Annotated in this window: 21 protein-coding genes; 3 read left to right on the top strand and 18 right to left on the bottom strand. The window is 63.7% G+C overall.

The genetic code is table 11. The features are described 5' to 3' along the window. Window position 1 precedes the first annotated feature (1 nt). The 14 genes from lepA to B7G53_RS15685 all read right to left on the bottom strand — a co-directional run bounded on the left by lepA (window position 2) and on the right by B7G53_RS15685 (window position 13,537). Window positions 2-1,813, bottom strand: coding sequence for a translation elongation factor 4 (lepA, locus tag B7G53_RS15750; RefSeq protein ID WP_096669370.1), 1,812 nt, complete (start codon window positions 1,811-1,813; stop codon window positions 2-4). A 562-nt stretch (window positions 1,814-2,375) separates the two neighbouring features. Continuing rightward, window positions 2,376-3,836 carry a DegQ family serine endoprotease gene (locus B7G53_RS15745; RefSeq protein WP_176491379.1) on the bottom strand — a complete coding sequence of 487 codons (1,461 nt, stop codon included), beginning with the start codon at window positions 3,834-3,836 and terminating at the stop codon, window positions 2,376-2,378. 123 nt (window positions 3,837-3,959) lie between these two features. Then, the gene (locus tag B7G53_RS15740; RefSeq protein ID WP_096669368.1) at window positions 3,960-4,985 is read right to left on the bottom strand and encodes a MucB/RseB C-terminal domain-containing protein; all 1,026 of its coding nucleotides are present in this window, start codon (window positions 4,983-4,985) and stop codon (window positions 3,960-3,962) included. A 37-nt stretch (window positions 4,986-5,022) separates the two neighbouring features. Further along, the gene (locus B7G53_RS15735) at window positions 5,023-5,637 is read right to left on the bottom strand and encodes a sigma-E factor negative regulatory protein (protein WP_096669479.1); all 615 of its coding nucleotides are present in this window, start codon (window positions 5,635-5,637) and stop codon (window positions 5,023-5,025) included. 92 nt (window positions 5,638-5,729) lie between these two features. Further along, window positions 5,730-6,374 (bottom strand): RNA polymerase sigma factor RpoE, encoded by a 645-nt coding sequence (gene rpoE, locus B7G53_RS15730; RefSeq protein WP_096669366.1) that lies wholly within the window; start codon window positions 6,372-6,374, stop codon window positions 5,730-5,732. Continuing rightward, the gene (locus B7G53_RS15725) at window positions 6,371-6,889 is read right to left on the bottom strand and encodes a hypothetical protein (protein WP_176491378.1); all 519 of its coding nucleotides are present in this window, start codon (window positions 6,887-6,889) and stop codon (window positions 6,371-6,373) included. Before B7G53_RS15725 ends, rpoE begins: the two co-directional genes overlap by 4 nt. 60 nt (window positions 6,890-6,949) lie before the next feature. Beyond that, entirely contained in the window at window positions 6,950-8,194 is a 1,245-nt protein-coding gene (gene fabF, locus B7G53_RS15720; protein WP_096669364.1) for a beta-ketoacyl-ACP synthase II, read from the bottom strand. 69 nt (window positions 8,195-8,263) lie between these two features. Continuing rightward, window positions 8,264-8,503 carry an acyl carrier protein gene (gene acpP, locus B7G53_RS15715; RefSeq protein ID WP_011484542.1) on the bottom strand — a complete coding sequence of 80 codons (240 nt, stop codon included), beginning with the start codon at window positions 8,501-8,503 and terminating at the stop codon, window positions 8,264-8,266. Between the two features lie 175 nt (window positions 8,504-8,678). Continuing rightward, complete coding sequence (gene fabG / locus B7G53_RS15710; RefSeq protein WP_096669362.1) at window positions 8,679-9,425, bottom strand: 3-oxoacyl-ACP reductase FabG; 747 nt, start codon at window positions 9,423-9,425, stop codon at window positions 8,679-8,681. Beyond that, window positions 9,422-10,372, bottom strand: coding sequence for an ACP S-malonyltransferase (fabD, locus tag B7G53_RS15705; protein WP_096669360.1), 951 nt, complete (start codon window positions 10,370-10,372; stop codon window positions 9,422-9,424). The genes fabG and fabD overlap by 4 nt, the downstream gene beginning before the upstream one ends. A gap of 51 nt (window positions 10,373-10,423) precedes the next feature. Next, complete coding sequence (locus B7G53_RS15700) at window positions 10,424-11,401, bottom strand: beta-ketoacyl-ACP synthase III (protein WP_096669358.1); 978 nt, start codon at window positions 11,399-11,401, stop codon at window positions 10,424-10,426. A gap of 7 nt (window positions 11,402-11,408) precedes the next feature. Beyond that, window positions 11,409-12,512 (bottom strand): phosphate acyltransferase PlsX, encoded by a 1,104-nt coding sequence (gene plsX, locus B7G53_RS15695; RefSeq protein ID WP_096669356.1) that lies wholly within the window; start codon window positions 12,510-12,512, stop codon window positions 11,409-11,411. Window positions 12,513-12,597: 85 nt separating this feature from the next. Continuing rightward, window positions 12,598-12,780 carry a 50S ribosomal protein L32 gene (gene rpmF / locus B7G53_RS15690; protein WP_096669354.1) on the bottom strand — a complete coding sequence of 61 codons (183 nt, stop codon included), beginning with the start codon at window positions 12,778-12,780 and terminating at the stop codon, window positions 12,598-12,600. 214 nt (window positions 12,781-12,994) lie between these two features. Further along, window positions 12,995-13,537 carry a YceD family protein gene (locus B7G53_RS15685; protein ID WP_255250034.1) on the bottom strand — a complete coding sequence of 181 codons (543 nt, stop codon included), beginning with the start codon at window positions 13,535-13,537 and terminating at the stop codon, window positions 12,995-12,997. Between the two features lie 25 nt (window positions 13,538-13,562). Between B7G53_RS15685 and B7G53_RS15680 the strand changes: the two genes are divergently transcribed. Beyond that, window positions 13,563-14,213 (top strand): Maf family nucleotide pyrophosphatase, encoded by a 651-nt coding sequence (locus B7G53_RS15680; RefSeq protein ID WP_096669350.1) that lies wholly within the window; start codon window positions 13,563-13,565, stop codon window positions 14,211-14,213. After that, the gene (locus B7G53_RS15675; RefSeq protein WP_096669348.1) at window positions 14,210-14,977 is read left to right on the top strand and encodes an SAM-dependent methyltransferase; all 768 of its coding nucleotides are present in this window, start codon (window positions 14,210-14,212) and stop codon (window positions 14,975-14,977) included. The genes B7G53_RS15680 and B7G53_RS15675 overlap by 4 nt, the downstream gene beginning before the upstream one ends. Window positions 14,978-15,055: 78 nt before the next feature. On the opposite strand, the gene B7G53_RS15670 is transcribed toward B7G53_RS15675, so the two are convergent. From B7G53_RS15670 to B7G53_RS15655, 4 genes are all read right to left on the bottom strand, one after another. Beyond that, a complete protein-coding gene (locus B7G53_RS15670) occupies window positions 15,056-16,105 on the bottom strand; it encodes a S49 family peptidase (protein WP_096669346.1) in 1,050 nt (349 codons plus the stop codon). A 9-nt stretch (window positions 16,106-16,114) separates the two neighbouring features. After that, entirely contained in the window at window positions 16,115-16,483 is a 369-nt protein-coding gene (locus tag B7G53_RS15665; RefSeq protein ID WP_096669344.1) for a Rieske (2Fe-2S) protein, read from the bottom strand. A gap of 151 nt (window positions 16,484-16,634) precedes the next feature. Then, on the bottom strand, window positions 16,635-17,306 hold the full coding sequence (locus tag B7G53_RS15660; RefSeq protein WP_096669342.1) for an HAD family hydrolase: 672 nt from the start codon (window positions 17,304-17,306) through the stop codon (window positions 16,635-16,637). Further along, a complete protein-coding gene (locus B7G53_RS15655) occupies window positions 17,275-18,486 on the bottom strand; it encodes an RluA family pseudouridine synthase (RefSeq protein WP_096669340.1) in 1,212 nt (403 codons plus the stop codon). The genes B7G53_RS15660 and B7G53_RS15655 overlap by 32 nt, the downstream gene beginning before the upstream one ends. Before the next feature lie 519 nt (window positions 18,487-19,005). On the opposite strand from B7G53_RS15655, the gene B7G53_RS15650 reads away from it, so the two are divergent. Next, a complete protein-coding gene (locus B7G53_RS15650; protein WP_096669338.1) occupies window positions 19,006-22,182 on the top strand; it encodes an Rne/Rng family ribonuclease in 3,177 nt (1,058 codons plus the stop codon). Window positions 22,183-22,346: the final 164 nt, after the last annotated feature.

The following is a 22,346-nucleotide window of genomic DNA, read 5'->3' as shown; positions in this document are numbered from 1 at the left end:
ATTATTCTTCTACCTGCAGGATGGCCAGGAAGGCCTCTTGGGGGACTTCCACCGAACCAATTTGTTTCATGCGTTTTTTACCCGCTTTTTGTTTTTCAAGAAGCTTTTTCTTGCGTGAAATGTCGCCACCGTAACACTTGGCAATCACGTTCTTGCGCAGCGCCTTGATTGTCTCACGCGCAATGATGTTGGCCCCGATGGCGGCCTGGATCGCGACGTCGAACTGCTGGCGGGAAATGATCTCGCGCATCTTGGCCACCACCGCCCGGCCGCGGTAGGCCGACTGGCTGCGGTGAACGATGATGGACAGCGCATCGACCTTCTCGCCGTTGAGCAGGATGTCGACCTTGACCACGTCGGACGCCCGGAATTCCTTGAACTCGTAGTCCATGGAGGCGTAACCGCGGGAGACGGACTTGAGCTTGTCGAAGAAGTCCAGCACGATCTCGCCCAGCGGCATTTCGTAGGTCAGCATGACCTGCTTGCCGTGGTAGGCCATGTTGAGCTGCACGCCGCGCTTGAGGTTGGCCAGCGTCATGACGGCGCCCACATAATCCTGCGGCATGTACAGGTGCACGGTCACGATCGGCTCGCGGATCTCGGTAACCCTGCCGGCGTCGGGGATCCTGGACGGGTTTTCGACCTTGATGACCGTGCCGTCGGCCTGGAGGACTTCGTAGACCACGCTGGGCGCGGTCGTGATCAGGTCCTGGTCGAACTCGCGCTCAAGCCGCTGCTGGACGATCTCCATGTGCAGCAGGCCCAGAAAGCCGCAGCGAAAACCAAAGCCCAGCGCCTGGCTGACTTCCGGCTCGTAGTGCAGGGACGCATCATTGAGCTTGAGTTTTTCCAGCGCGTCGCGCAGCGAGTCGTACTCGCTGGCTTCAGTCGGGTAGAGGCCGGCAAACACCTGCGGCTGGATTTCCTTGAAGCCAGGCAAGGCCTCGGTGGCGGTCGCGGCCGCCCCGCCGGTGCCCGGCCTGATCAGCGTCACGGTGTCGCCAACCCGCGCCGCCTGCAGTTCCTTGATGCCGGCAATGATGAAGCCGACCTCGCCAGCCTCCAGCGAGGTGCGCTGCTCGGTGTGCGGCGTGAACACGCCGAGCTGCTCGGCGTTGTAGGTGGCGCCGCTGGCCATCATCCTGATCCGCTCGCCCTTGGCCAGCCGGCCGTCCACCACACGCACCAGCATGACCACGCCGACATAGGCGTCGTACCAGCTGTCGACAATCATCGCGCGCAACGGTCCGTCCGGATTGCCCTGCGGCGGCGGGATGCGCGCGATCACCGCTTCGAGAATCTCATCGATGCCCATGCCGGTCTTGGCGCTGCAGGGAATCGCGTCGGTGGCATCGATGCCGATCACGTCCTCGATTTCCTGCTTGGCATTGTCAGGATCTGCATTCGGCAAATCCATCTTGTTGAGCACCGGCACCACGGTCACACCAAGCTCGAGTGCGGTGTAGCAGTTGGCCACGGTCTGCGCTTCCACACCCTGGCTTGCGTCCACCACCAGCAGCGCACCTTCGCAGGCCGACAGCGAACGGCTCACTTCATACGAGAAGTCAACATGGCCCGGCGTGTCGATCAGATTGAGGTTGTAAACCTGGCCATCGAGGGCCTTGTATTTGAGCGCGGCGGTCTGCGCCTTGATGGTTATCCCACGCTCCTTTTCCAGATCCATGGAGTCGAGCACCTGCGCACTCATCTCGCGATCCTGCAATCCGCCGCAACGCTGGATGATGCGATCGGCCAGCGTCGATTTGCCGTGATCAATGTGCGCAATGATCGAAAAGTTTCTGATGTGATTCATCAAAGGGAACGCCTAAGTGCTTGAAAGTATTGCGAAGAGCCCGCGGTCAATTCGCGAAAGCCATAAAAAAGGGCGCGTCACTTGTGACGCGCCCTGAACCAACAATCTATGGCAACTGCGATAGTTGGAAGCTTCATTGTAGGCAAAAAGCCGACCACGCATAGCCTCGAAATTGCCAAATTTTTCTCGTTGCAAGGCAGCAACATGAATCTTATACACAAGTTATTCACAATTTTAACCGGGAGCCTATGGACAACATGTGGGTGATCTGTGGATCAGCGGTGAATCGTGCCAGTTCATGCCACGGAGCGGAATTTTGAACGCTTGATATATCGGAATGATCCTGAATATGACATCCATTCTACCAAAATCGATTAATAGCCAAACTTTAAGTTAGCAAGCACAAACATTCATTGAGCCCTTGAACCGGGAAAAAATATTTTTTTGGGCCCATCCGCGAAGTGTCATTTCAGGCAAAACCCCATCCCCGATCAGGGTATGGGGGTTGCCCGGACAGGCAATTGCGCGGCCGGCGCGCGTCAGTGCCCGCCCCGCGCAACCCTTAACGCAAGGGACGGATCAGCGCGAACTGAGCCACCTCGCCGCGCCGGAACAGCACGTTGATCACCTTGCTCTTGTCGGTTTTGGCCAGCACCGCTTCAAAGTCCTTGACGCTGCTGACTTCCGTGTTGGCAATCGCCAGAATCACATCACCCTCACGCAAGCCGGCGCGCGCAGCGGCACCCTCACTCGCATCCACCTTGACGCCGCCCTTGAGCTTGAGCTCCTTCTTCAGGGCCTCGGGCAACTCGCTGACGACCAGCCCGATCACCTGTGCCGGTCCGGCCACCGGCGCTTTGCTCTCGGGCGCCTGGGCCTTGCGCACCGGCTTTTCTGCCTCGACCTCGGCAATCGTCACGTTGAGGTCCCGGGTACTGCCGCGACGGAAAACGGTGAGCGTCGTTCTGGTACCGGGCTTCACGTTGCCCACCATGCGCGGCAGGTCCGTTGCCCGGTCAATCACCTTGCCCTCAAACCTGGTGATGATGTCGCCCGCTTCGATCCCGGCTTTTTCCGCAGGCGATCCGGCTTCGACGCCGCGCACCAGCGCACCTTGCGGCTTGCCCAGTCCGATGGACTCCGCGACATCCTTGCTGACCTGGTCGATCTGCACGCCGATGCGACCGCGCGTCACCCGTCCATTGGTACGCAACTGGTCGGCCACCCGGGTGGCCTCGTCAATCGGAATGGCAAACGAGATGCCCTGGAAGCCCCCGGAGCGCGAGTAGATCTGGCTGTTGATGCCCACCACTTCGCCGCGCATGTTGATCAGCGGCCCGCCCGAGTTGCCCGGATTGATCGCCACATCGGTCTGGATGAAAGGCAGGTAGTCACCGGTGTCGCGCTGCTTGGCGCTCACAATGCCGGCGGTCACCGTGTTCTCAAGGCCAAAAGGCGAACCGATGGCCATGACCCACTCACCGACTTTCAGGCGGCTGATGTCACCTATTTTCACGGCCGGCAAGCCGGCGGCCTCGATTTTGACCAGGGCCACATCGGTGCGCTTGTCGGTACCGATGATCCGGGCCTTGAACTCGCGCTTGTCCGTCAGCGTCACCAGCACCTCATCGGCGCCTTCGACGACATGGGCATTGGTCATGACCAGCCCGTCGGTGCTGAGGATGAATCCCGAACCCACCCCGCGTGGCTGCTCCTCGTCAGGCTGGCCACGGTCCGGCCTGGGCGCGCGCGGCATGTTGGGCGGCACCGGAATGCCGAAACGCCGGAAAAACTCCAGCATCTGTTCGTCGGCGCTGCCAGCTGCGCCGGCCTTGGCTTTTTCAACGGTCCGGATGTTGACGACCGAAGGACCGACCGCTTCCACCAGGTCCGTGAAGTCCGGCAGGGTCCTGGCTTGCGCCATCACCGGCTGCACAGGCATCACGGCCAGGACGGTGCCCAGCGCCAGCGTACCGGCGACGAGGCAGGAGCGACCTTGTTTCCAGTTCAATATATGCATCATCAGCCTTTGAAAAAATTGTCGGAGAAGAAGGGAAAGCCGCGCATCGAATCAGGTGCAGGTCGGCCCGCCGCGGCCAACGGCCGCCCCGCGCCCACAGGCAGGCGCCAGGACGACATGGGGGCGCTATTTCCGGCGTTCAAGACCATTGGCAAACAGGCTCAGGGTGGCCATGGGTACCTCGCCCATCACGGTCAGCCAGTAAGCGTCGATACGCCGGGTCAGCGACTGCGTGGCACCCAGGGACACCCTGGATTCCCTGAGGTGGCGCTGTGCATCAAAGGACTCGACAAAAAGCGACACCGACGCCAGGCCGTCCGAAAAAACCCACTGCATGGGATCGCTTCCCGACTGGCCCGCGAGCGGGCGCTTGTAGCAACTCATGGACTGAAAACCCGGCACCGGGGTTTTCATCACCCAGCCTTCGGCGCTGGCCGTGGTCTTGACCAGTCCCGGTTTCTCGACCCGGTACCCGTCGACCTTGGCCATCATTTGCGCCAGCTTGTCGATCCTGACCGGCGCATCGAGCTGCAATTCCGAAAACGCCGCCTGCTCCAGCACCTTGCCATCGGCATCGAGCGTCTGCAGCTTGACGACCATGCCTTTCTTCTGTTCGGCCCAGACGCGGTAGCCGAAGCGCAGCGTGTCGCGGGGAATCAGGGCGACGATGTCGGCCTCCACCCCGGCCACCCGCTCGCTGCCCTCCTGCCGGGCCTTGTAGAAATCGGCGATGTGGCTGTCGGTGGACTTGAGCAGCTGGGGAAAAAGACCCAGCGACTCCCGCTTTTCAGCACGCACCACCTTCTGGTCGGGCATGAAGGTCACGACCTGGTCGTTGTGCCGGAAAACCGTGCGCGGGGCCCCAGTCAGCGTCTCGACTTTTTCCATCTGCTGCGATCCGTCGCAGACATGCCAGATCTTCGCGCTGGACATGACCCCGCCGGAGGACACCACAAAAGTGCCCACGTAAGACCGGTTTCTGGAGGCTTCGTGCATGCGCATCAACCACTCGTTGATGCTCCTGGGCTCCGCGCCTTGGCCCGGCGCGGTTGCGGTTGCGGCTGCCGGGGCCTGAGCTTGAGCCGCTACATAATTTGTAGCAAACAGCGAACACGCAGCAAGGGCCAGAGGGCGAAAACAGCTGAAATTCATGAGGTGACCTGGCCTGGCGTTGCCTGCAGCGGCCACGTCAGCGACGCTCGCCTTGGGGCGACTCGAAGGTGGCGTTTCGCAGGAAGCCCGAGGGCATCTGCAGGGCCGAGGTGCCACCCAGTTGCCGGTGCGCCGCCAGCAGCTCCTGCGTCCTCGCATCGCGCACCATGGTGCCCTGCTCCGACACCACCAGCACCTGCTGCGCGGCAGGCTCGGTGCGGGCCAGTTGCGGTGCAGCCACTGGCGACAGCAGGCCGGCACCGGCATTCCAGGCAATCGCCGCCACGGCAGCGACGGACGCAAAACCCGCCACCATTTTCCAGGGGAAGCTGGCATCGTTGGCGGCTTCGGCTTTGCTCCACCCGAGCCGCCCGGCCGGCGCGTGACGTACTTCCGGCAGGGCCGGCGCAGCAACCAGGACCGGCTCCTGGCTCAGGCGCACCCGCAGGCGCGCCACAAAGGCCGTATCCGCGGCATGCGGGCTCAGTTCCGGCGAGCGCAACACATCGCCAATCAGGTGGTAGGTGGTCCAGCTGTCCAGCGCTTGGGCATCGGCCTCGCAGGCCGCCAGCGCACGGGCAAAGTCCTCGCTCGCGAGCTGGCCGTCAGCCAAGGCGGAGATCAGCTCACTGTGTTGCGTCATCGGTTTCATGGTGTGCATGGGCAGCTTGGGTCTGCCGGTTTCAATCGTTTACTCTGTCGTTCACTCTGGCTTGCATCAACGCGTCGCTACTTCTCGACAAACTACCAGCGCTTGCCGGACTGGTTTTCCAGCAAGGGCTTGATCCTTGCGGAAATCGCTTCCCGGGCCCTGAAGATCCGCGAACGCACGGTGCCGATCGGGCAGTTCATGACTTCGGCAATCTCTTCATAACTGAGCCCTTCAATTTCCCGCAGCGTGATGGCCTGGCGCAACTCCTCGGGCAAAGCCTCCATGGCGGCGTTGACCATTTGCGCGATCTCCTTGCCGGCAAGCACGGCCTCGGGCGTTTCCGAACTGATTAGTTCGTTTTCCAGCGGGGAAGTTTCATCGCTTTCGTCGCTTTGGCCGGATTTGAAGGAATTCTCCGAGACCGTGGGGTCACGCTTGAGCTCCATCAGGGCCTTTTTGGCGGTATTGACGGCAATGCGGTACAGCCAGGTGTAGAACTGGGCCTCGCCCCGGAACTGCGCCAGCGCGCGGTAGGCACGAATGAAGGTTTCCTGGGCAATGTCCTCGACCAGGTCCACGTCGCGCACCATGCGCCCGATCAGGCGCTGGATGCGGCGCTGGTACTTGATGACCAGCAGCTCAAAGGCCTTCTGGTCTCCCGCGACCGTGCGCTCGACCAGCATGGCGTCGCTGTCGCTGGGCGAAGCCGGCGCCTGCGGGGACTCGTCGGTACTCATGAACCGGAACGCGGCGAAGGAGACTGCGCCGGAAAATCTGACATGACCACAGGGGCACTGGCGTCCCACGGCATCAAGCCCGGAGACAGCCTGTGCCGCGCGTGCACGGCACGGCGCAAATCCAGCCAGCGCTCGGGCTGGGTTGAACGGCCCGCCCAGAGCCACAGGGTGGCGTGGTCCTGGTTCTCCAGCCGCAGCAGCATGATGCGCTGGAGGTCCAGCGCGACTGCCAGATCACGCACGGGTGTGCCCGACCGGTAACCCTGGCTTTCCCAGCGCCAGTCCTGCCCGTCCCAGTGCAGCTGGCCGACCGGCGAATGAAGCCATGCCCAGCCGGCAGCCACACCGGCAGCCAGCACGACGGCCAGGGCCGACCACAAGCGCCAGTCCGCGGCGGGAGCCGCGCGCCACCACAGGGCCAGCACGCCGACCCCGGCGAGCCAGAGGCCCAGCACGGCAACGCCCTGAAAATGCGAACGCCCCAGCGGGTAAGTAACCGGCGGGGCGTTATGCATGGTCAGGGTGCGAAGTGATGGAAATCGGGTGCGGCTGGGCGTGGGGGATGGGGAAAGGCCTCAGACGCGCTTGAACACCAGCGTCCCGTTGGTGCCGCCAAAACCAAAGTTGTTTTTGACCGCCACCTCGATGTTGGCGTCACGCGCCGTGTTCGCGCAGTAGTCCAGATCGCACTCGGGATCCTGGTTGAAGATATTGATGGTCGGCGGAATCTTCTGGTGGTGCAGTGCCAGCACGGTAAACACCGATTCGATGCCACCGGCGCCACCAAGCAGGTGCCCGGTCATGGACTTGGTCGAACTGACCACCAGGTTTTTGGCGTGGTCGCCAAATGCTGCCTTGATGGCATTCGTCTCGTTCAGGTCACCGAGCGGTGTCGAGGTGCCATGCGCATTGAGGTACTGCACGTCGCCGGCATTGATGCCGGCGTCCTTGAGGGCCATGTCCATGGAACGGCGCGGGCCATTCACGTCGGGCGTGGTCATGTGAAAAGCGTCGCCGCTCATGCCGAAGCCGACCACCTCGGCATAAATCTTCGCGCCACGCGCCTTGGCGTGTTCGTACTCCTCGAGCACCAACACACCGCCCCCCTCGCCGAGCACGAAGCCATCCCGGTCCTTGTCCCAGGGACGCGACGCCGTCTTCGGGTCTTCGTTGCGGGTCGACAGGGCACGGGCTGCGGCAAAACCGCCCACGCCCAGCGGCGACACCGTGGCTTCCGCGCCGCCGGCCACCATGACGTCGCAATCACCATGCTCGATCATGCGTGCCGACAGGCCGATCGCATGCAGGCCGGTGGTACAGGCCGTCACGACGGCAATGTTGGGGCCCTTGAAGCCAAACTTGATCGATACATGCCCGGAGATCATGTTGATGATCGAGGCCGGCACAAAAAACGGGGAAATCCGGCGCGGACCGCGGTTGGTCAGCTCGGTGTGCGTCTGCTCGATCATTGGCAAGCCGCCGATGCCCGAGCCGATGTTGCAGCCGATGCGTGTCGCCAGCTCCTCGCCCAGCGCATCGCCCGTGGGCAAGCCGCTGTCGGCCACCGCCTGGCAGGCCGCGGCCAGACCCAGGTGAATGAACCGGTCCATGTGCCGGGCTTCTTTTTCAGGGATGTAATCCGTGATGTCGAAGCCTTTGACCTCGCCCGCAAATTTGCAAGCGTAGCTGCTTGCATCAAATTGCGTGATCAGGTCAATGCCGGGCGTTCCGGCAAGTACGTTGGCCCAGGAGTCGGCCACGGTGTTACCCACCGGGCTGACACAACCCAGACCTGTCACAACGACGCGGCGACGGCTCATGCGCAATTCCTGAAGAAAGTCCCGAAAGACCCAAGGCCTTTCGAGCGAGCTGAAAAAAGACCGGAGTCTTTAGGCTTTTTGATGGGTGTTCGCGTAGTCAATCGCGTTCTGAACGGTGGTGATCTTCTCGGCGTCTTCGTCGGGGATCTCGATGCCAAACTCGTCTTCCAGAGCCATGACCAGTTCTACGGTGTCAAGCGAGTCAGCGCCCAGATCGGCCACAAAGGCTTTTTCGCTGGTGACCTGGCCTTCTTCCACGCCAAGTTGCTCGGCAATGATTTTCTTAACACGTGCTTCGATATCGCTCATAGTTCCCTCTGAGGGTTGTGAATTAATCCGTGATTTTAGCGTTGTTGGGGTTGATTCCCCAACGCGCCAGCCGGACGGATAAAACCCGGCTTGTGGTCCGGTGCCTGCAGGCTGCATGCGTCCCCATTATTCATGATCATGGTGACGCAGGACAGCCCGGCAGTCGCCGGATGGTTTACATGTACATCCCGCCGTTGACGTGAAGCTCCTGCCCGGTGATGTAACCGGCCTGCGGGCTCGCCACAAAGGCCACCGCATGCGCAATGTCCTGCGGCTTGCCCAGGTGCCCCAGCGGAATCTGGCCAAGCAGCGCCTTTTGTTGTTCCTCGGGCAAACCTGCCGTCATGTCGGTTTCAATAAAGCCTGGCGCGACGCAGTTGACAGTGATGTTGCGGCTGCCGAGTTCCCGCGCCAGCGCACGGGTCATCCCGGCCACGCCGGCCTTGGCCGCCGCGTAGTTGGCCTGGCCGGCGTTGCCGGAGGCGCCCACCACCGAGGTGATGCTGATGATGCGGCCATAACGCTGCTTCATCATGGTGCGCATCACGGCGCGGCTCATGCGGAACACCGCCTTGAGGTTGGTGTCCAGCACCGCGTCCCAGTCTTCATCCTTGAGGCGCATGGCCAGCATGTCGCGCGTGATGCCGGCATTGTTGACCAGCACCTGCAGCCCGCCGTGCTCCTTGACGATGACATCGATCAGCGCCTCGGCGGCCGCCACGTCGTTCACGTTGAGGTTGCGCCCGGCGCAACCGGGAAAAGCGGCCAGCGCCTGGCTGATTCTGGCGGCGCCCTCGTCGGTGGTGGCCGTGCCGATCACTTTCAGGCCGCGCTGCGCCAGCTCCAGTGCAATCGCAGCACCGATGCCGCGCGACGCGCCCGTGACCAGCGCGACCTGTCCCTCAAACTTGATCTCGCTCATGCCAGCAGCTCCCTGGTTTGCGCCAGACTGGCAGGGTCGAACATCGCCACTCCCGTCAGTTCGGCATCGATACGTTTGACCATGCCGGCCAGCACCTTGCCGGGGCCGCATTCGACGATGGTCGTCAGCCCGCGCGCCTTGATGGCCTGCACACATTCGACCCAGCGCACCGGGCCAAAGGCCTGCTCGTAAAGGGCGGCCCGAATGCGGTCGGGATCGGTTTCGACAGCGACCGCAATGTTGTTGATCACCGGGATCTGCGGCGCGGCAAAGGCCGTCGCCGCCAGCTTTTCCCTGAGCTTGTCCGCCGCGGGTTTCATCAGGCTGGAGTGAAACGGTGCCGACACCGGCAGCGGCAAGGCTCGTTTGGCGCCGTTGGCCTTGAGGACTTCGCAGGCTTTGTCAACCGCCGCCTGGCTGCCGGCAATCACGGTCTGCATCGGGTCGTTGAAGTTGACCGCCTCCACCACTTCCGCGGTGTTCAGGCCAAAGCTGCGAGCGGCTTCGGCGCACCCTTCAATCACGCGGGACGCCTCCATGCCCAGAATGGCCGCCATCGCACCGATGCCCACAGGCACCGCCTCCTGCATGGCCTGCGCGCGAAAGCGCACCAGCGGCGCAGCCTGCGCCAGGCTCAGCACACCGGAAGCCACCAGCGCGGAATATTCACCCAGGGAATGCCCGGCGACCACCGCCGGCGCGGCGCCGGTCTCGGCCATCCAGGCACGGTAAGCCGCCACACCGGCCACCAGCATCACGGGTTGCGTGTTGGTGGTCAGGCCCAGCGCCTCCTTGGGTCCCTGGCTGATCAGTTGGGCCAGGTCCTCGCCCAGCGCATCCGAGGCCTCCCGCAGCGTCTCCCGCACGGCCGGATGGTCGCCCCAAGCGTCGAGCATGCCGACGGCCTGCGAGCCCTGTCCGGGAAAAACAAAAGCAAAAGGTTTCATAAAATTATCGATGAAAACAGCTTGCCGCCCATATAGAACGGGCGCAAGCTGCTATAGATTCAGGAGTACCGCGCCCCAGGTGAAGCCGCCGCCGACCCCTTCGAGCAGCAGCGTCTCGCCTTTTTTGATCTTGCCGCTGCGCACCGCCACGTCGAGCGCCAGCGGAATGGAAGCGGCGGAGGTGTTGCCGTGCTGGTCCACCGTGACGATCACCTTGTCCATGGACATCTTGAGCTTCTTCGCGGTGCCCTGCATGATGCGGATGTTGGCTTGGTGGGGAACCAGCCAGTCAATGTCGCTCTCCTGCAGGCCGGCCTTGGCCAGGGTTGCCCGCGCCGCATCCTCGAGAACACCGACCGCGAGTTTGAACACGGCCTGCCCGTCCATCTTGAGCAGCGGATCGCCCAGCACCTTGCCGCCGGACACGGTGCCCGGCACACACAGAATGCCGACGTGTTTGCCGTCGGCGTGCAGGTCACTGGCCAGGATGCCGGGCGTCTCGGACGCCTCCAGCACCACGGCGCCGGCACCGTCACCAAACAGCACGCAGGTGGTGCGGTCCGAAAAATCGAGAATGCGCGAAAACACCTCGGCGCCAATGACCAGCGCCTTGCTGGCCGAACCGGTCTTGATCAGGGCGTCGGCGATGGTCAACGCATACACAAAGCCGCTGCAAACCGCCTGCACGTCAAACGCCGCGCAGCCGGCGATGCCGAGTTTGTTCTGCAGGATGCAGGCTGCCGAAGGAAACACCATGTCCGGCGTCGACGTGGCCACGATGATCAGATCGATGTCGCCGGGCTGGAGTCCGGCGGCCTGCAAGGCGTTTTTGGCGGCCTCCACCCCCAGGTCGCTGCTGCAAACACCGGGCTCGGCAAAATGGCGGGCACGGATGCCAGTGCGCTCGACTATCCAGTCGTCGGAGGTTTCAACTCCCTGCGCCGCCAGTTCGGCAGCCAGCTCGGCGTTGCTCAGTCGGCGCGGCGGCAGGTAGCTGCCGGTGCCTGTGATACGTGAATAAGGGCTCATGAATAACTTAATGTGCGGCGGTAGGGTCGGCCAATTCGGCATGTGCCGTCACGGCTGGGGATTCCACCAGCGGCGCACCGGCCATGGCCAGCAGCGGCGCCGCGTGAGCAATGCGTTCCCTCACCCGGTCCAGCAAATTGTTGCGAGCTGCATCATAAGCCCGATTCAGGGCCCTCTCGAAGGCAAACGCATCGGCCGAACCGTGGCTCTTGAAAACCAGCCCGCGCAGCCCCAGCAGCGCTGCGCCGTTGTACCGCCTGTGGTCAACTCGGTTTTTAAATGCAGATAACACCGGATAGGCAACGATGGCTGCAATTTTTGTGAAAATATTGCGAGAAAATTCGGCCTTGATGAAGCCACCAATCATGCCAGCCAAGCCTTCGCTGGCCTTGAGCGCCACATTGCCAACAAAGCCGTCGCAGACCACGATGTCCACCACGCCCTTGAAAATATCGTTACCCTCGACATTGCCGTAAAAATTAAGATCACAACTTTTAGAGGCAGATCGCAGCAGTTCGCCGGCTTTTTTAATGATTTCACTGCCTTTTATCGCCTCTTCGCCGATATTGAGCAGGCCCACGCTGGGATTGGATTTGTCGGCGATGGCCGCAACCAGGGCCGAACCCATGACCGCAAACTGGAACAGGTGATCTTGCGTGCAGTCGACATTGGCGCCGAGGTCGAGCACGGTGGTGGCGCCGCCTTTGGCGTTGGGGATTTGTCCGGCAATTGCAGGGCGGTCAATACCGTCCAGCGTCTTGAGGATGTAGCGCGAAATGGCCATCAGCGCGCCGGTGTTGCCAGCCGAGACGGCAGCTTGCGCGGCGCCCTCTTTGACCTGCATGATCGCCACGCGCATGGACGAGTCTTTTTTGCGCCGCAGCGCGACTTCGATCGGATCATCCATGGTCACCACCTCGGTGGCAACGACCAGCTGGCAGCGCGAATGGGCCTGAAGACGGGGAAACAGCGGGTGGGCCGCCAGCACGGCAGGCTGACCTACCAGCAGGATGGCCGCTTCGGGGTGGCTGTCCAGGAAGGACAGGCTGGCCGGCACGGTGACCTGCGGGCCGACATCACCGCCCATGGCGTCGACAGCTATCCTGATCATGGCAGGACCGGTGCAGTCAGGAAATGGGATTTCAACAAAACAAAGGCCCGCAGGATGAGTGCGGGCCAGTCGTTAAAGCGCGGAATTACGCTTCGGATTTTGTTTTCAGCACTTTGCGGCCACGGTAAAAACCGGTGGGGCTGATGTGATGACGCAGGTGCGTCTCACCGGTGGTGGACTCGACAGCAATGCCCGGAACGGTCAAAGCGTTGTGCGCGCGGTGCATGCCGCGCTTGGAAGGTGATTTTTTGTTCTGCTGGACGGCCATGATCCGCTCCTGAGGGGGTATAGGGTGGGTAAATTACGCACAAAACCCGTGAGAAGGTCTTGGCGCCAAGCCTTGCATTATAGCGCGATACGGGCGGCTTTTCCGCTTGGCACTGCAAGGCGGGCGCCAGCCCCCTGAAAATCCGCTTGCGCAACCGCCTTAAAACCTGCCTGCCCAGTGCCGGCGGGGTCCTGCCGCAGACGCGACTTTGCGGCTATTTTTTCTTTTTCAGCTGGGCCAGGGCCGCAAAGGGGTGGGGTTTGGCTTCTTCCTGCTGCGCCAGCTCACCCTCGCCCGCACTGAACACCGGCGCCACCGGACAGGCCTCGTGCATGGGCACCAGCGGCAGGGCCATCAGCAGCTCGTCCTCGACCACCGCCAGCAGGTCGAATTGCGGCGCCATCACCAGCAGGTCCTCCTCGGACTCGTCGTCCTCGGCCATGGCAATGTCTTCGTCGGCCACAAAGCGGTACCACTGGTCCACGTCCAGCGCGGTGGACACCGCGCCCATGCAGCGCTGACAGGTCAGCGGCAGCGTCGCATTGGCCTGCAGGTGCAGCCAGACATCATCGTCGGCACCGGCGTGCGGCCGCAGCTCGGCGCGGGCTTCCCACTTGACAGCCAAATCGGGCGCCAGCCCATGTATTTCCTGCGCCAGGCGCTCCATAGTTGATAGTGGCGTGCTTTCGACGAGCGGCTTGCCCTCTTGGGCGAAGGCCTGCATGTTGAGCCGGCGGGCGTGAAGATGTCTGGACATGGCAGCAGTGTAAGAGAATCGACGCATGAACCCTGCACCTTCTCCCGCCGCCCGCAGCGGCGCCGCCCGTCCCACAGCGCGCCGCCTGATCCTGGGCTCGACCTCGCCCTACCGCCGTGAACTGCTGCAACGCCTGCAGATCCCCTTTGAGGTGGCCTCCCCCGCGGTCGACGAAACCCCGCTGCCCGGCGAAGCCCCGGTGGCCCTGGCCCGGCGACTGGCCCTGGCCAAGGCGCATGCCGTGGCCGCGGCTTTCCCCGACGCGGTGGTGATCGGCTCGGACCAGGTCGCCGACCTCAACGGGCAGGCCCTCGGCAAGCCCGGCAACCATGCCAATGCGGTTGCCCAGCTTCGCCAGATGCGCGGCCAGAGCGTGGTGTTCCAGACCGCCGTGGCCGTGGTCTGCCTGCAAAGCGGGTTTGAACAGACCGACCTGGCCGCGGTGAAAGTGCAGTTTCGCGCACTCGGCGATGAGGAGATCGAAAACTACCTGCAGGCCGAGCAGCCTTACGACTGCGCCGGCAGCGCCAAAAGCGAAGGGCTGGGCATCACCCTGCTGGAGGCCATCGAAAACGACGACCCGACCGCCCTGGTCGGCCTGCCCCTGATACGCACCTGCCGGATGCTCCAGGCCGCCGGCATCCCGCTGCTGCCGGCACGCGGGGGGAAACCATGACCGCCGCCCCCAAAGGCCGGCTTTACCTGGTGCCCGCACCGCTGGATTTCGGCTGTGACGTGCAGGCCCCGCTCCAGGACGTGATGCCGCTGGGCACGCTGCAGGTCGCGGCGACCCTGTCTAGCTGGATTTGTGAAAACGCCAAAAGCACACGCGCCTACCTCAAACGGGTGGGCGAGGTGGTGCCGCTGCAGCAGCCGGTACAGGCGCAGCAGATCCAGGAACTGCCGCGCGAGGTGCATAAAAAGGGCGACCATGGCGGCAACTTCGACGCCCGCCCGCTGCTGGCGGCTGCGCTGGCCGGCCGGGACATCGGCCTGGTCAGCGAAGCCGGCATGCCGGCGATTGCCGACCCGGGCTCGTCCGTCGTGCGCGCCGCGCATGACCTGGGCCTGCAGGTGCTGCCGCTGGTGGGGCCGATGTCGCTGATGCTGGCACTCGCCGCCAGCGGACTGAATGGCCAGCATTTTGCGTTTGTCGGCTACCTGCCGCAGGACGGCGGCGAACGCAGCCAGCGCATCCGCGAACTCGAATCGCTGGCGCTGAAGACCGGCCAGACGCAGATCTTCATTGAAACGCCCTACCGCAACACCGCCTTGCTGCAGGCGTTGCTGCAGACGCTGCAGCCGGGCACGCGGCTGGCCCTGAGCTGCGGCCTGAGCCTGCCCGGCGGCTGGTCGCGCAGCGCGTCGGTCAGCACCTGGAAACGCGACAAGCCTGCGGCGCCGCTGGCCCTGCCCACGGTGTTCTGCATCGGCCGCTGAACCCGCGTGGGACAATAAAAAAAGCCCGCAGCGAGCGGGCTTTTTTACCTGGCAGCCGGCCAGCGGCTGCGTGCTGTTTCAGCGAATCGCAGGCACTGTCTTCAGCGTGCGGATCGCCCCGTCGCCGATGGCTGCACCAAATTTCTTGGCCAGGCGTTCGGCGACGTTTTCGCGGCGCGTGTAGTCGATGATTTCTTCGGTCTTGACGATTTCGCGGGCCACATAGTCAAGCGAGCCGAGCTGGTCAGCCAGGCCCAGTTCGATGGCCTGCTGGCCGGTCCAGAACAGGCCGCTGAACATCTCCGGCGTTTCCTTCAGGCGCTTGCCGCGGCCGGCCTTGACCACCGTGATGAACTGCTGGTGAATCTGGTCCAGCATGGCCTGGGCGTACACGCGCTGCTTGTCGGTCTGCGGGCTGAACGGGTCGAGGAAGCCCTTGTTTTCGCCGGCCGTCATGAGGCGGCGCTCGACGCCCAGCTTGTCCATCAGGCCGGTGAAGCCGAAGCCATCCATCAGCACGCCGATGCTGCCGACGATGCTGGCCTTGTCGACAAAAATCCTGTCGGCCGAGGCGGCGACGTAATACGCCGCCGAAGCGCAGGTTTCTCCCACCACGGCATACACGGGCTTCTTGTGTTTGGCCTTGAGGCGCACGATCTCGTCGTTCATCATGCCGGCCTGTACCGGGCTGCCGCCCGGCGAATTGATCAGCAGCACCACGGCTTTGGCGCCTTCGTCTTCAAACGCGGCGCGCAGCGCGGCATTGATGAACTCGGCGCTTGCGTCGGCCCCATCGGCAATCTCACCCTTGAGTTCCACCACCGCGGTGTGCGGCGTGCTCACGCTGGTGGCGGTGCTGCGGTGCATGGCAAACCACACCAGGAACACAAAAAAGGCCAGCCAGGACAGGCGCACAAAGGTTTTCCAGCGGCGCGTGGCCTTCTGCTCGTTGAGCGCGGCAAACGCCAGCTTCTCCAGCGTCGCGCGCTCCCAGCCCGGCTCGGTGCCCAGGGCGTTGCGGTTTGCTACGTTTTCAGGAGCTATTTGCGCCCGTGTTTGCTGGGCTGAGTGCCTGTTTGGATCGAAATCCGGGGTGTCGGACGGATCGGTGCGGTTTGAATCATTCATACGGGTAGTTTAGAACTCCAATGTTTTAAGTTTGTAGGACGTGTGCCAGAAAACAAGGCCTTCGCCTTCGGAAATGTCAATTTTGACCAGCCCGCCCTGGCAGGGGCCGCCGCTGCACTCGCCGGTGTCAGGCCGGTAGGCCGCGCCGTGGCTGGCGCACAGCAGCCACTGGCCGCTGTCGTCGAACACCCGGTTGGGTTGCCAGTCAAGTTCCATCGCCACGTGGCTGCAGCGGTTCAGGTAGGCGTGGGGCCGGCCCTCGAAGCGGACGGCAAAGGCGCGGCAAGTCTGGCCCGCGTAGTTCACGTCGAAGGGCACGGCCTGCCCGCCATCGGCCAGCTCACTGGATTTACACAGGGCAACCAACAATTCATTCATTGCATGAGCCATCCATGCCACAACGCAGCGACAAGGTCGGGGCGGCCTCTTCACCAGCCGGGGCCGCGGAACCGGCTTTGCCGGGCCGCAGGCGCAGCGCCCCCTCGGGGGGCAGTGCAGTACACGAAGTGACAAACGTGGGGGCCATTTGTCAGGCGTTGCGGGCCAGCCAGTCATGCAGGTCCTGCACGGAATGGGCGACAAAGCGCGGCTGGAGGGCGTCAAAGGCGGCACTTTCGTGCGCGCCGTAACTGACCCCGACGCTGGCGCAGCCGGCATTGAGCGCCATCTGCAGGTCGTGTGTGGTGTCGCCAATCATCAGCGTGCGCGCCGGGCTCACGCCGAACTCGTCCATCAGCTCATGCAGCATGCGCGGGTGCGGCTTGCCGGCGGTTTCATCGGCGGTGCGCGAGCCGTCAAACCGGCCCTTGAGTTCGACCGCCTGCAGCGCTTCATCGAGGCCGTGCCGGCTCTTGCCGGTCGCTACCGTCAGCAGGTGGCCGCGCGCCTTGAGCGCGGCCAGCAGCGGCAGCACGCCGTCAAACAGGCTGATGTCGTTCTGGTGGCCGATGTAGTGGTGGCGGTAACGCGCGCCGAGTTCGGGGTACTTCTCGGGCGGCACATCGGGCGCCGCATGGGCCAGCGCCTGCATCAGCCCCAGGCCGATCACATAACCGGCGGCTTCGTCGGTCGGCACGGTGCCGCCCACGTCACGCACCGCCGCCTGGATGCAGCGCACGATGATTTTGGTCGAATCGAACAGCGTGCCGTCCCAGTCGAAGGCAATCAGGTCAAAGTTGAGCGGGGGGGACGGGCGTGGCATGGGCGGTGAAACTCTCGAGATCGGGGGGAAGCGCGGCCAGCAGGTCAATGCGTTTGCCGCTGGACGGATGGGTGAACTTTAACCGCCAGGCATGAAGAAACATGCGTTTGAGGGCCGCGCCGCCAGCTTCTTTTTGCAAGGCTTTGTTCAGTTCGAAGTCGCCGTATTTGTCGTCGCCGGCAATCGGGTGGCCGGCGCTGGCCAGGTGCACACGGATCTGGTGGGTGCGGCCGGTCTTGATGGTCACTTCGAGCAGCGTGAAATCGCGCCCGGCCGCAGCCAGCGCCGCTTTCACCTTGACCAGGGTCACCGCGCGCATGGCGTCCGGATGGTCCTTCGGCACCACGCGCACGCGGCGCTCGCCGTCGGGCAACAGGTATTTCTGCAGGGAAGCGTCCAGCACTTTTTGATTGGCCGGCCAGGCGCCGCTGACAAGCGCCAGGTAAATCTTGTCGGTCTCGCGCTCGCGAAACTGCTCCTGCAGGTTTTTCAGCGCCACCCTTTTCTTGGCGACCAGCAAAATGCCGCTGGTTTCACGGTCCAGCCGGTGGACCAGCTCCAGGAACCGCGCCTCGGGCCGCGCCATGCGCAGTTGCTCGATCACGCCAAAAGCCACACCGCTGCCGCCGTGCACGGCCACGCCGGCCGGTTTGTCGATGGCCAGTAGGTGCTCGTCTTCAAACAGGATGGGGAACTCCCGTGACGGCGCGTAACCACCTGTGGTGGACGCGGCGCCGTGGCGGGCCACCTCCACCGCCATGGCCTTGGCCTTTTCGTCGGCCCGCTCCGAGGTGCGCACCGGCGGCAGGCGCACGATGTCGCCGGCCTCGACCCGGGTGTCGGCCTGCGCCCGGCCCTTGTTGATGCGCACTTCCCCGCTGCGGATGATGCGGTAGACGTGGGTCTTGGGCACACCCTTGAGCTGGCGGATCAGGAAGTTGTCCAGGCGCTGGCCCGCAAAGTCAGCGTCCACTGTCACCAGCGTGGCCTGTGGGGCCGCTTTCGCGGGCAGTTCCGGCGGGGCTTGCAGAGGTGGCGGGGGTCTGGGTCGGTCAGGCTGCGTCGCCGTCAGGGGTTTACCCGGGCGGCGTGTTTTACCTGAACCTGCGCCTATAATGTGTTTCACTAGCGACAAGCTGTAAGTGGTTGATTTGTCTGGGAGTTTAGTCCACACACCCATCAACCCACTGCAACAGCCTTGCTGGAAGGTCGACGCCACTGGCAGCAAATGCCCGCAAGCGCACGGTGCCAGGCACCCCGCGGCAGGAACATGTTGTGCAGACGAGTCGACGTTTTGCGAATACAACTACGGAATACGATGTGTTCAGCCCCACGGGCTGGACACGGATCCAGGTGAAATCTGGTCTTGGAATGGGTAGCCCTTTGACAACAACACTGGTTGAACTGATGTATCTGTGCCTGCGGCGCTTTTTAGCCCCGCTTTCAGGCATGGATCAGCCGCCAGCCCTTGTTTCACGGGCGCAAGCAGCTACTTTTTTGGTAGCAAACCCCTGTCAGACCCCGATTCGCCCCATCCACGCGCCTACGCCCAGACCGCTCCGCTGACTGATTTTTTCAGTCGCCATGGCGCGTCAAAAGCTCTCCGGCAATTCCCCACGTTCGCACAGCGTCTGCTCCCGGCGTCGTTTGCCCGTTTTTCGGGCAGTGATGTTTGAGACAGAAGAACGAAGGAACCCCCATGAAACGCATGCTGGTCAATGCCACCCAGTCGGAAGAACGCCGCCTGGCCATTGTCGACGGACAAAAACTCCTCGACTACGAAATCGAAATTGAAGGGCGCGAACAGCGCAAGGGCAACATCTACAAGGCCGTCGTGACACGTGTCGAGCCCTCGCTCGAAGCCTGTTTTGTCGACTACGGTGAAGACCGCCACGGCTTTTTGCCGTTCAAGGAAATTTCCAAGCAGTACTTCGCCCAGGGCGTGTCGGTCAGCCAGGCGCGCATCCAGGACGTGATCCGTGAAGGCCAGGAAATCCTGGTCCAGGTCGAAAAAGAAGAACGCGGCAACAAGGGCGCCGCCCTGACCACCTTTGTCTCGCTGGCCGGCCGCTACGTCGTGCTGATGCCCAACAACCCGCGCGGCGGTGGCGTCAGCCGCCGTATTGAAGGCGAAGACCGGGCCGAGCTCAAGGAAAACATGGACCAGCTGGAATACCCGGCCGGCGCCAGCATCATTGCCCGCACCGCCGGCATCGGCCGCAGCGCCGCCGAGCTGCAGTGGGACCTGAACTACCTGATCAAGCTGTGGACCGCGATTGACGGCGCCGGCAAGGGCGGCAAGGGCGCCTTCCTGATTTACCAGGAATCGAGCCTGGTGATCCGCGCGATCCGCGACTACTTCAACAGCGACATCGGCGACATCCTGTTCGACACCGACGACGTCTACGAACAAGCGCGCCAGTTCATGGCCCACGTGATGCCCGAGCACGAGCACCGCGTCAAGCGTTACCGCGACGACGCGCCGCTGTTCAGCCGCTTCCAGATCGAGCACCAGATCGAGTCGGCCTATGCCCGGACCGTTCAGCTGCCTTCGGGCGGCGCCATCGTGATCGACCACACCGAAGCGCTGGTGTCGGTGGACGTCAACTCGGCGCGTGCCATCAAGGGCGGCGACATTGAAGAGACCGCCACCCGCACGAATCTGGAAGCCGCCGACGAAGTCGCGCGCCAGATGCGTCTGCGCGATTTGGGTGGCCTGATCGTCATCGACTTCATCGACATGGAAGAGTCGCGCAACCGCCGCGACGTCGAAAACCGCCTGCGTGACGCGCTGCGCCAGGACCGCGCGCGTGTGCAGTTCGGCACCATTAGCAAGTTCGGCCTGATGGAAATGAGCCGCCAGCGCCTGCGCCCCGCCCTGTCGGAAGGTGCCTCGATTCCCTGCCCGCGTTGCGGCGGTTCCGGCCACATCCGCGACACCGAAAGCTCGGCGCTGCAGATCCTGCGCATCATCCAGGAAGAGTCGCTCAAAGACAGCACGGCCTCGGTGCTGTGCCAGGTGCCGGTCGATGTCGCGTCCTTCCTGCTCAACGAAAAACGCTCCGAGATCGCCAAGATCGAGATGAAGCAGCGCATCAACGTGCTGCTGGTGCCCAACAAGACGCTGGAAACACCGAACTACAAGCTCGAGCGCCTGAAACACGACGACCCGCGCCTGGACAACATCGAGGCGAGCTACAAGATGGCCGAGGAGATGGAAGACCCGACCACGGTCACCCGCCGCAGCCAGGAAAAGCACAACAAGCAGGAACCCATCATCAAGGGCGTGCTGCCCGATGCACCGGCACCCATCGCCGTGCCCAAGCCGGCACCCGCACCTGCCCCGGTGGCGGCGCAGCCGGTCCGGCCTGTGGTTGCGGCTCCGGCGGAAAAAAGCTTCTTTGCCAAACTCAAGGAATTTTTTGTAGGCGCAGAAGCGGCACCCGCACCGGCGCCCGTCAAGGAAGTAAAAAAAGACGAACGCGGCGAAGGCCGGCGTGACGAGCAGCGCGGCGAACGGGGTGAACGCAGCGAGCGCGGTGGCCGTGGTGAACGCGGCGGCCGTGGCGGCCGTGGTGGCCGCGGCGAAGGCCGCCCAGGCGAAGGACGTGGCGAAGCCCGTCCGGACCAGCGCGGTGAAGGCCGCGGTGGTGAGCGCGGTGAAGGCCGTGGCGGCGAGCGCCGCGAGCGCAATGCCGATGGCCGCGCCGAAGGTATCCGCCAGGAACGTCCCGCCGGTGAAGCACGGCCCGAAGGTCGCAGCAACGAGGCCCGCCCCGAGCGCGCAGAGCGGCCACCCCGTCCTGAAGGCCAGGGCGAAACCGAAGGCCGCGGCGAACGTGGTGAACGCAGCCGCCGTGGTCGTGGCGAACGTGGTGCCGAGCGCGGTGGCGAACGGGCCGACCGCCCGGCACGCGACTCCATCGAGCAGGATCTGGCACTGGCCAACCAGGCCGCCATGGCCGCAGCCATGAACGAAGGTGATGCCGCGCCGCGCCAGGAACGTCCGGCACAGGACGCCGGCCGTGACGGCGAGCGCCAGCCGCGCGCCGAAGGCCAGGGTCGCCGTGAACGCGGCGAGCGTGGTGAAGCACGCGGTGAGCGTGGCGAACGCGGCGAGCGCGGCGCAGGCCGTCGCAACGAGCGTCGTGACGAGCGCACGGACGGCAGCACCGCACCCGCGGCCGCCGCCCAGGCCGACAGCTTTGATGCAGCGCATCCCGCCGTCGTGGCCGGCCTCGATGAAGCCGGCAACCCGGTGGTGCCCGCCTCTTCCACCGACGTCCAGCCGCGCGCTGAAGGTCAGGAAGAAGGCCAGGACCGCCAGCCGCGCGAGCGCCGCAGCCGTGACCGTTATGGCCGCGACCGCCGCGAGCGTTCAGAGCGCAGCGACCAGCCGGCCGAGGGCCAGGCAGAAGGCGCAGCCCCCGCTGCCGCTGAAAGCTTTGAGCAAAATCAGGCTGCAGCCCAGGAAACGCGTGCGCCAGCAGCTACTGAATTTGTAGCAGCTGCAGCACCGGCACCTGTCGCCGCACCCGCCATCGCCCGGCCAGCGGCCGCCGCGCCGGCCGCTGCTGCCCCCGCAGCACGCGCGCTGCCGAAAGTCCAGACCTACGACTTGCCGCTGCAGGACCTGGCCCAGGTGGCCCAGTCCTCGGGTCTGCAATGGGTCAACTCCGACGCCAGCAAGATCGCGGAGATACAAGCTGCGATGGCAGCCGAACCCAAACCCATCCATGTGCCACGCGAGCGTCCACCGGCACCGCAGCTGGACGCCAGCCCGCTGGTGCTGGTCGAAACCAAACGCGACCTGCGCGACATGAGCCTGCCGTTTGAGCAGCCTGCCGCACCGGCAGCGGGTGAACGCACGGAGTAATCCTGACGTTCGTGCCGGATTGGCACTTCAGATCAAAGGCAGCTTTCGGGCTGCCTTTTTTTCGTCTGCTGTTGTTGGTTTTTTGGGGAGTGGAAGCCGAGGACTTCAGCATCACGCTAGGCCTGCGGTCTGCGCTGGACAGTAGGTCAAACTCCCCACTCCCT

This window comes from Polaromonas sp. AET17H-212 (assembly GCF_002379085.1).
Taxonomy (GTDB): Bacteria; Pseudomonadota; Gammaproteobacteria; order Burkholderiales; family Burkholderiaceae_C; genus Polaromonas.
Note: the sequence above shows the minus strand (reverse complement) of the source record. Positions and strands in the feature narration are given on the sequence as shown.

Bases quoted from the DNA above. Each gene is read 5' to 3' on its own strand.
- B7G53_RS15700 (WP_096669358.1), bottom strand. From the start codon at position 11,401: ATGAGCCCTTATTCACGTATCACAGGCACCGGCAGCTACCTGCCGCCG.
- B7G53_RS15665 (WP_096669344.1), bottom strand. From the start codon at position 16,483: ATGAATGAATTGTTGGTTGCCCTGTGTAAATCCAGTGAGCTGGCCGAT.
- B7G53_RS15745 (WP_176491379.1), bottom strand. From the start codon at position 3,836: ATGATGCATATATTGAACTGGAAACAAGGTCGCTCCTGCCTCGTCGCC.
- B7G53_RS15655 (WP_096669340.1), bottom strand. From the start codon at position 18,486: ATGGGTGTGTGGACTAAACTCCCAGACAAATCAACCACTTACAGCTTG.
- lepA (WP_096669370.1), bottom strand. From the start codon at position 1,813: ATGAATCACATCAGAAACTTTTCGATCATTGCGCACATTGATCACGGC.
- B7G53_RS15680 (WP_096669350.1), top strand. From the start codon at position 13,563: ATGAACCCTGCACCTTCTCCCGCCGCCCGCAGCGGCGCCGCCCGTCCC.
- fabF (WP_096669364.1), bottom strand. From the start codon at position 8,194: ATGAGCCGTCGCCGCGTCGTTGTGACAGGTCTGGGTTGTGTCAGCCCG.
- B7G53_RS15725 (WP_176491378.1), bottom strand. From the start codon at position 6,889: ATGCATAACGCCCCGCCGGTTACTTACCCGCTGGGGCGTTCGCATTTT.
- B7G53_RS15670 (WP_096669346.1), bottom strand. From the start codon at position 16,105: ATGAATGATTCAAACCGCACCGATCCGTCCGACACCCCGGATTTCGAT.
- B7G53_RS15675 (WP_096669348.1), top strand. From the start codon at position 14,210: ATGACCGCCGCCCCCAAAGGCCGGCTTTACCTGGTGCCCGCACCGCTG.
- B7G53_RS15735 (WP_096669479.1), bottom strand. From the start codon at position 5,637: ATGAAACCGATGACGCAACACAGTGAGCTGATCTCCGCCTTGGCTGAC.
- fabD (WP_096669360.1), bottom strand. From the start codon at position 10,372: ATGAAACCTTTTGCTTTTGTTTTTCCCGGACAGGGCTCGCAGGCCGTC.
- rpoE (WP_096669366.1), bottom strand. From the start codon at position 6,374: ATGAGTACCGACGAGTCCCCGCAGGCGCCGGCTTCGCCCAGCGACAGC.
- rpmF (WP_096669354.1), bottom strand. From the start codon at position 12,780: ATGGCCGTCCAGCAGAACAAAAAATCACCTTCCAAGCGCGGCATGCAC.
- B7G53_RS15660 (WP_096669342.1), bottom strand. From the start codon at position 17,306: ATGCCACGCCCGTCCCCCCCGCTCAACTTTGACCTGATTGCCTTCGAC.
- fabG (WP_096669362.1), bottom strand. From the start codon at position 9,425: ATGAGCGAGATCAAGTTTGAGGGACAGGTCGCGCTGGTCACGGGCGCG.
- B7G53_RS15650 (WP_096669338.1), top strand. From the start codon at position 19,006: ATGAAACGCATGCTGGTCAATGCCACCCAGTCGGAAGAACGCCGCCTG.
- B7G53_RS15740 (WP_096669368.1), bottom strand. From the start codon at position 4,985: ATGAATTTCAGCTGTTTTCGCCCTCTGGCCCTTGCTGCGTGTTCGCTG.
- plsX (WP_096669356.1), bottom strand. From the start codon at position 12,512: ATGATCAGGATAGCTGTCGACGCCATGGGCGGTGATGTCGGCCCGCAG.
- acpP (WP_011484542.1), bottom strand. From the start codon at position 8,503: ATGAGCGATATCGAAGCACGTGTTAAGAAAATCATTGCCGAGCAACTT.
- B7G53_RS15685 (WP_255250034.1), bottom strand. From the start codon at position 13,537: ATGTCCAGACATCTTCACGCCCGCCGGCTCAACATGCAGGCCTTCGCC.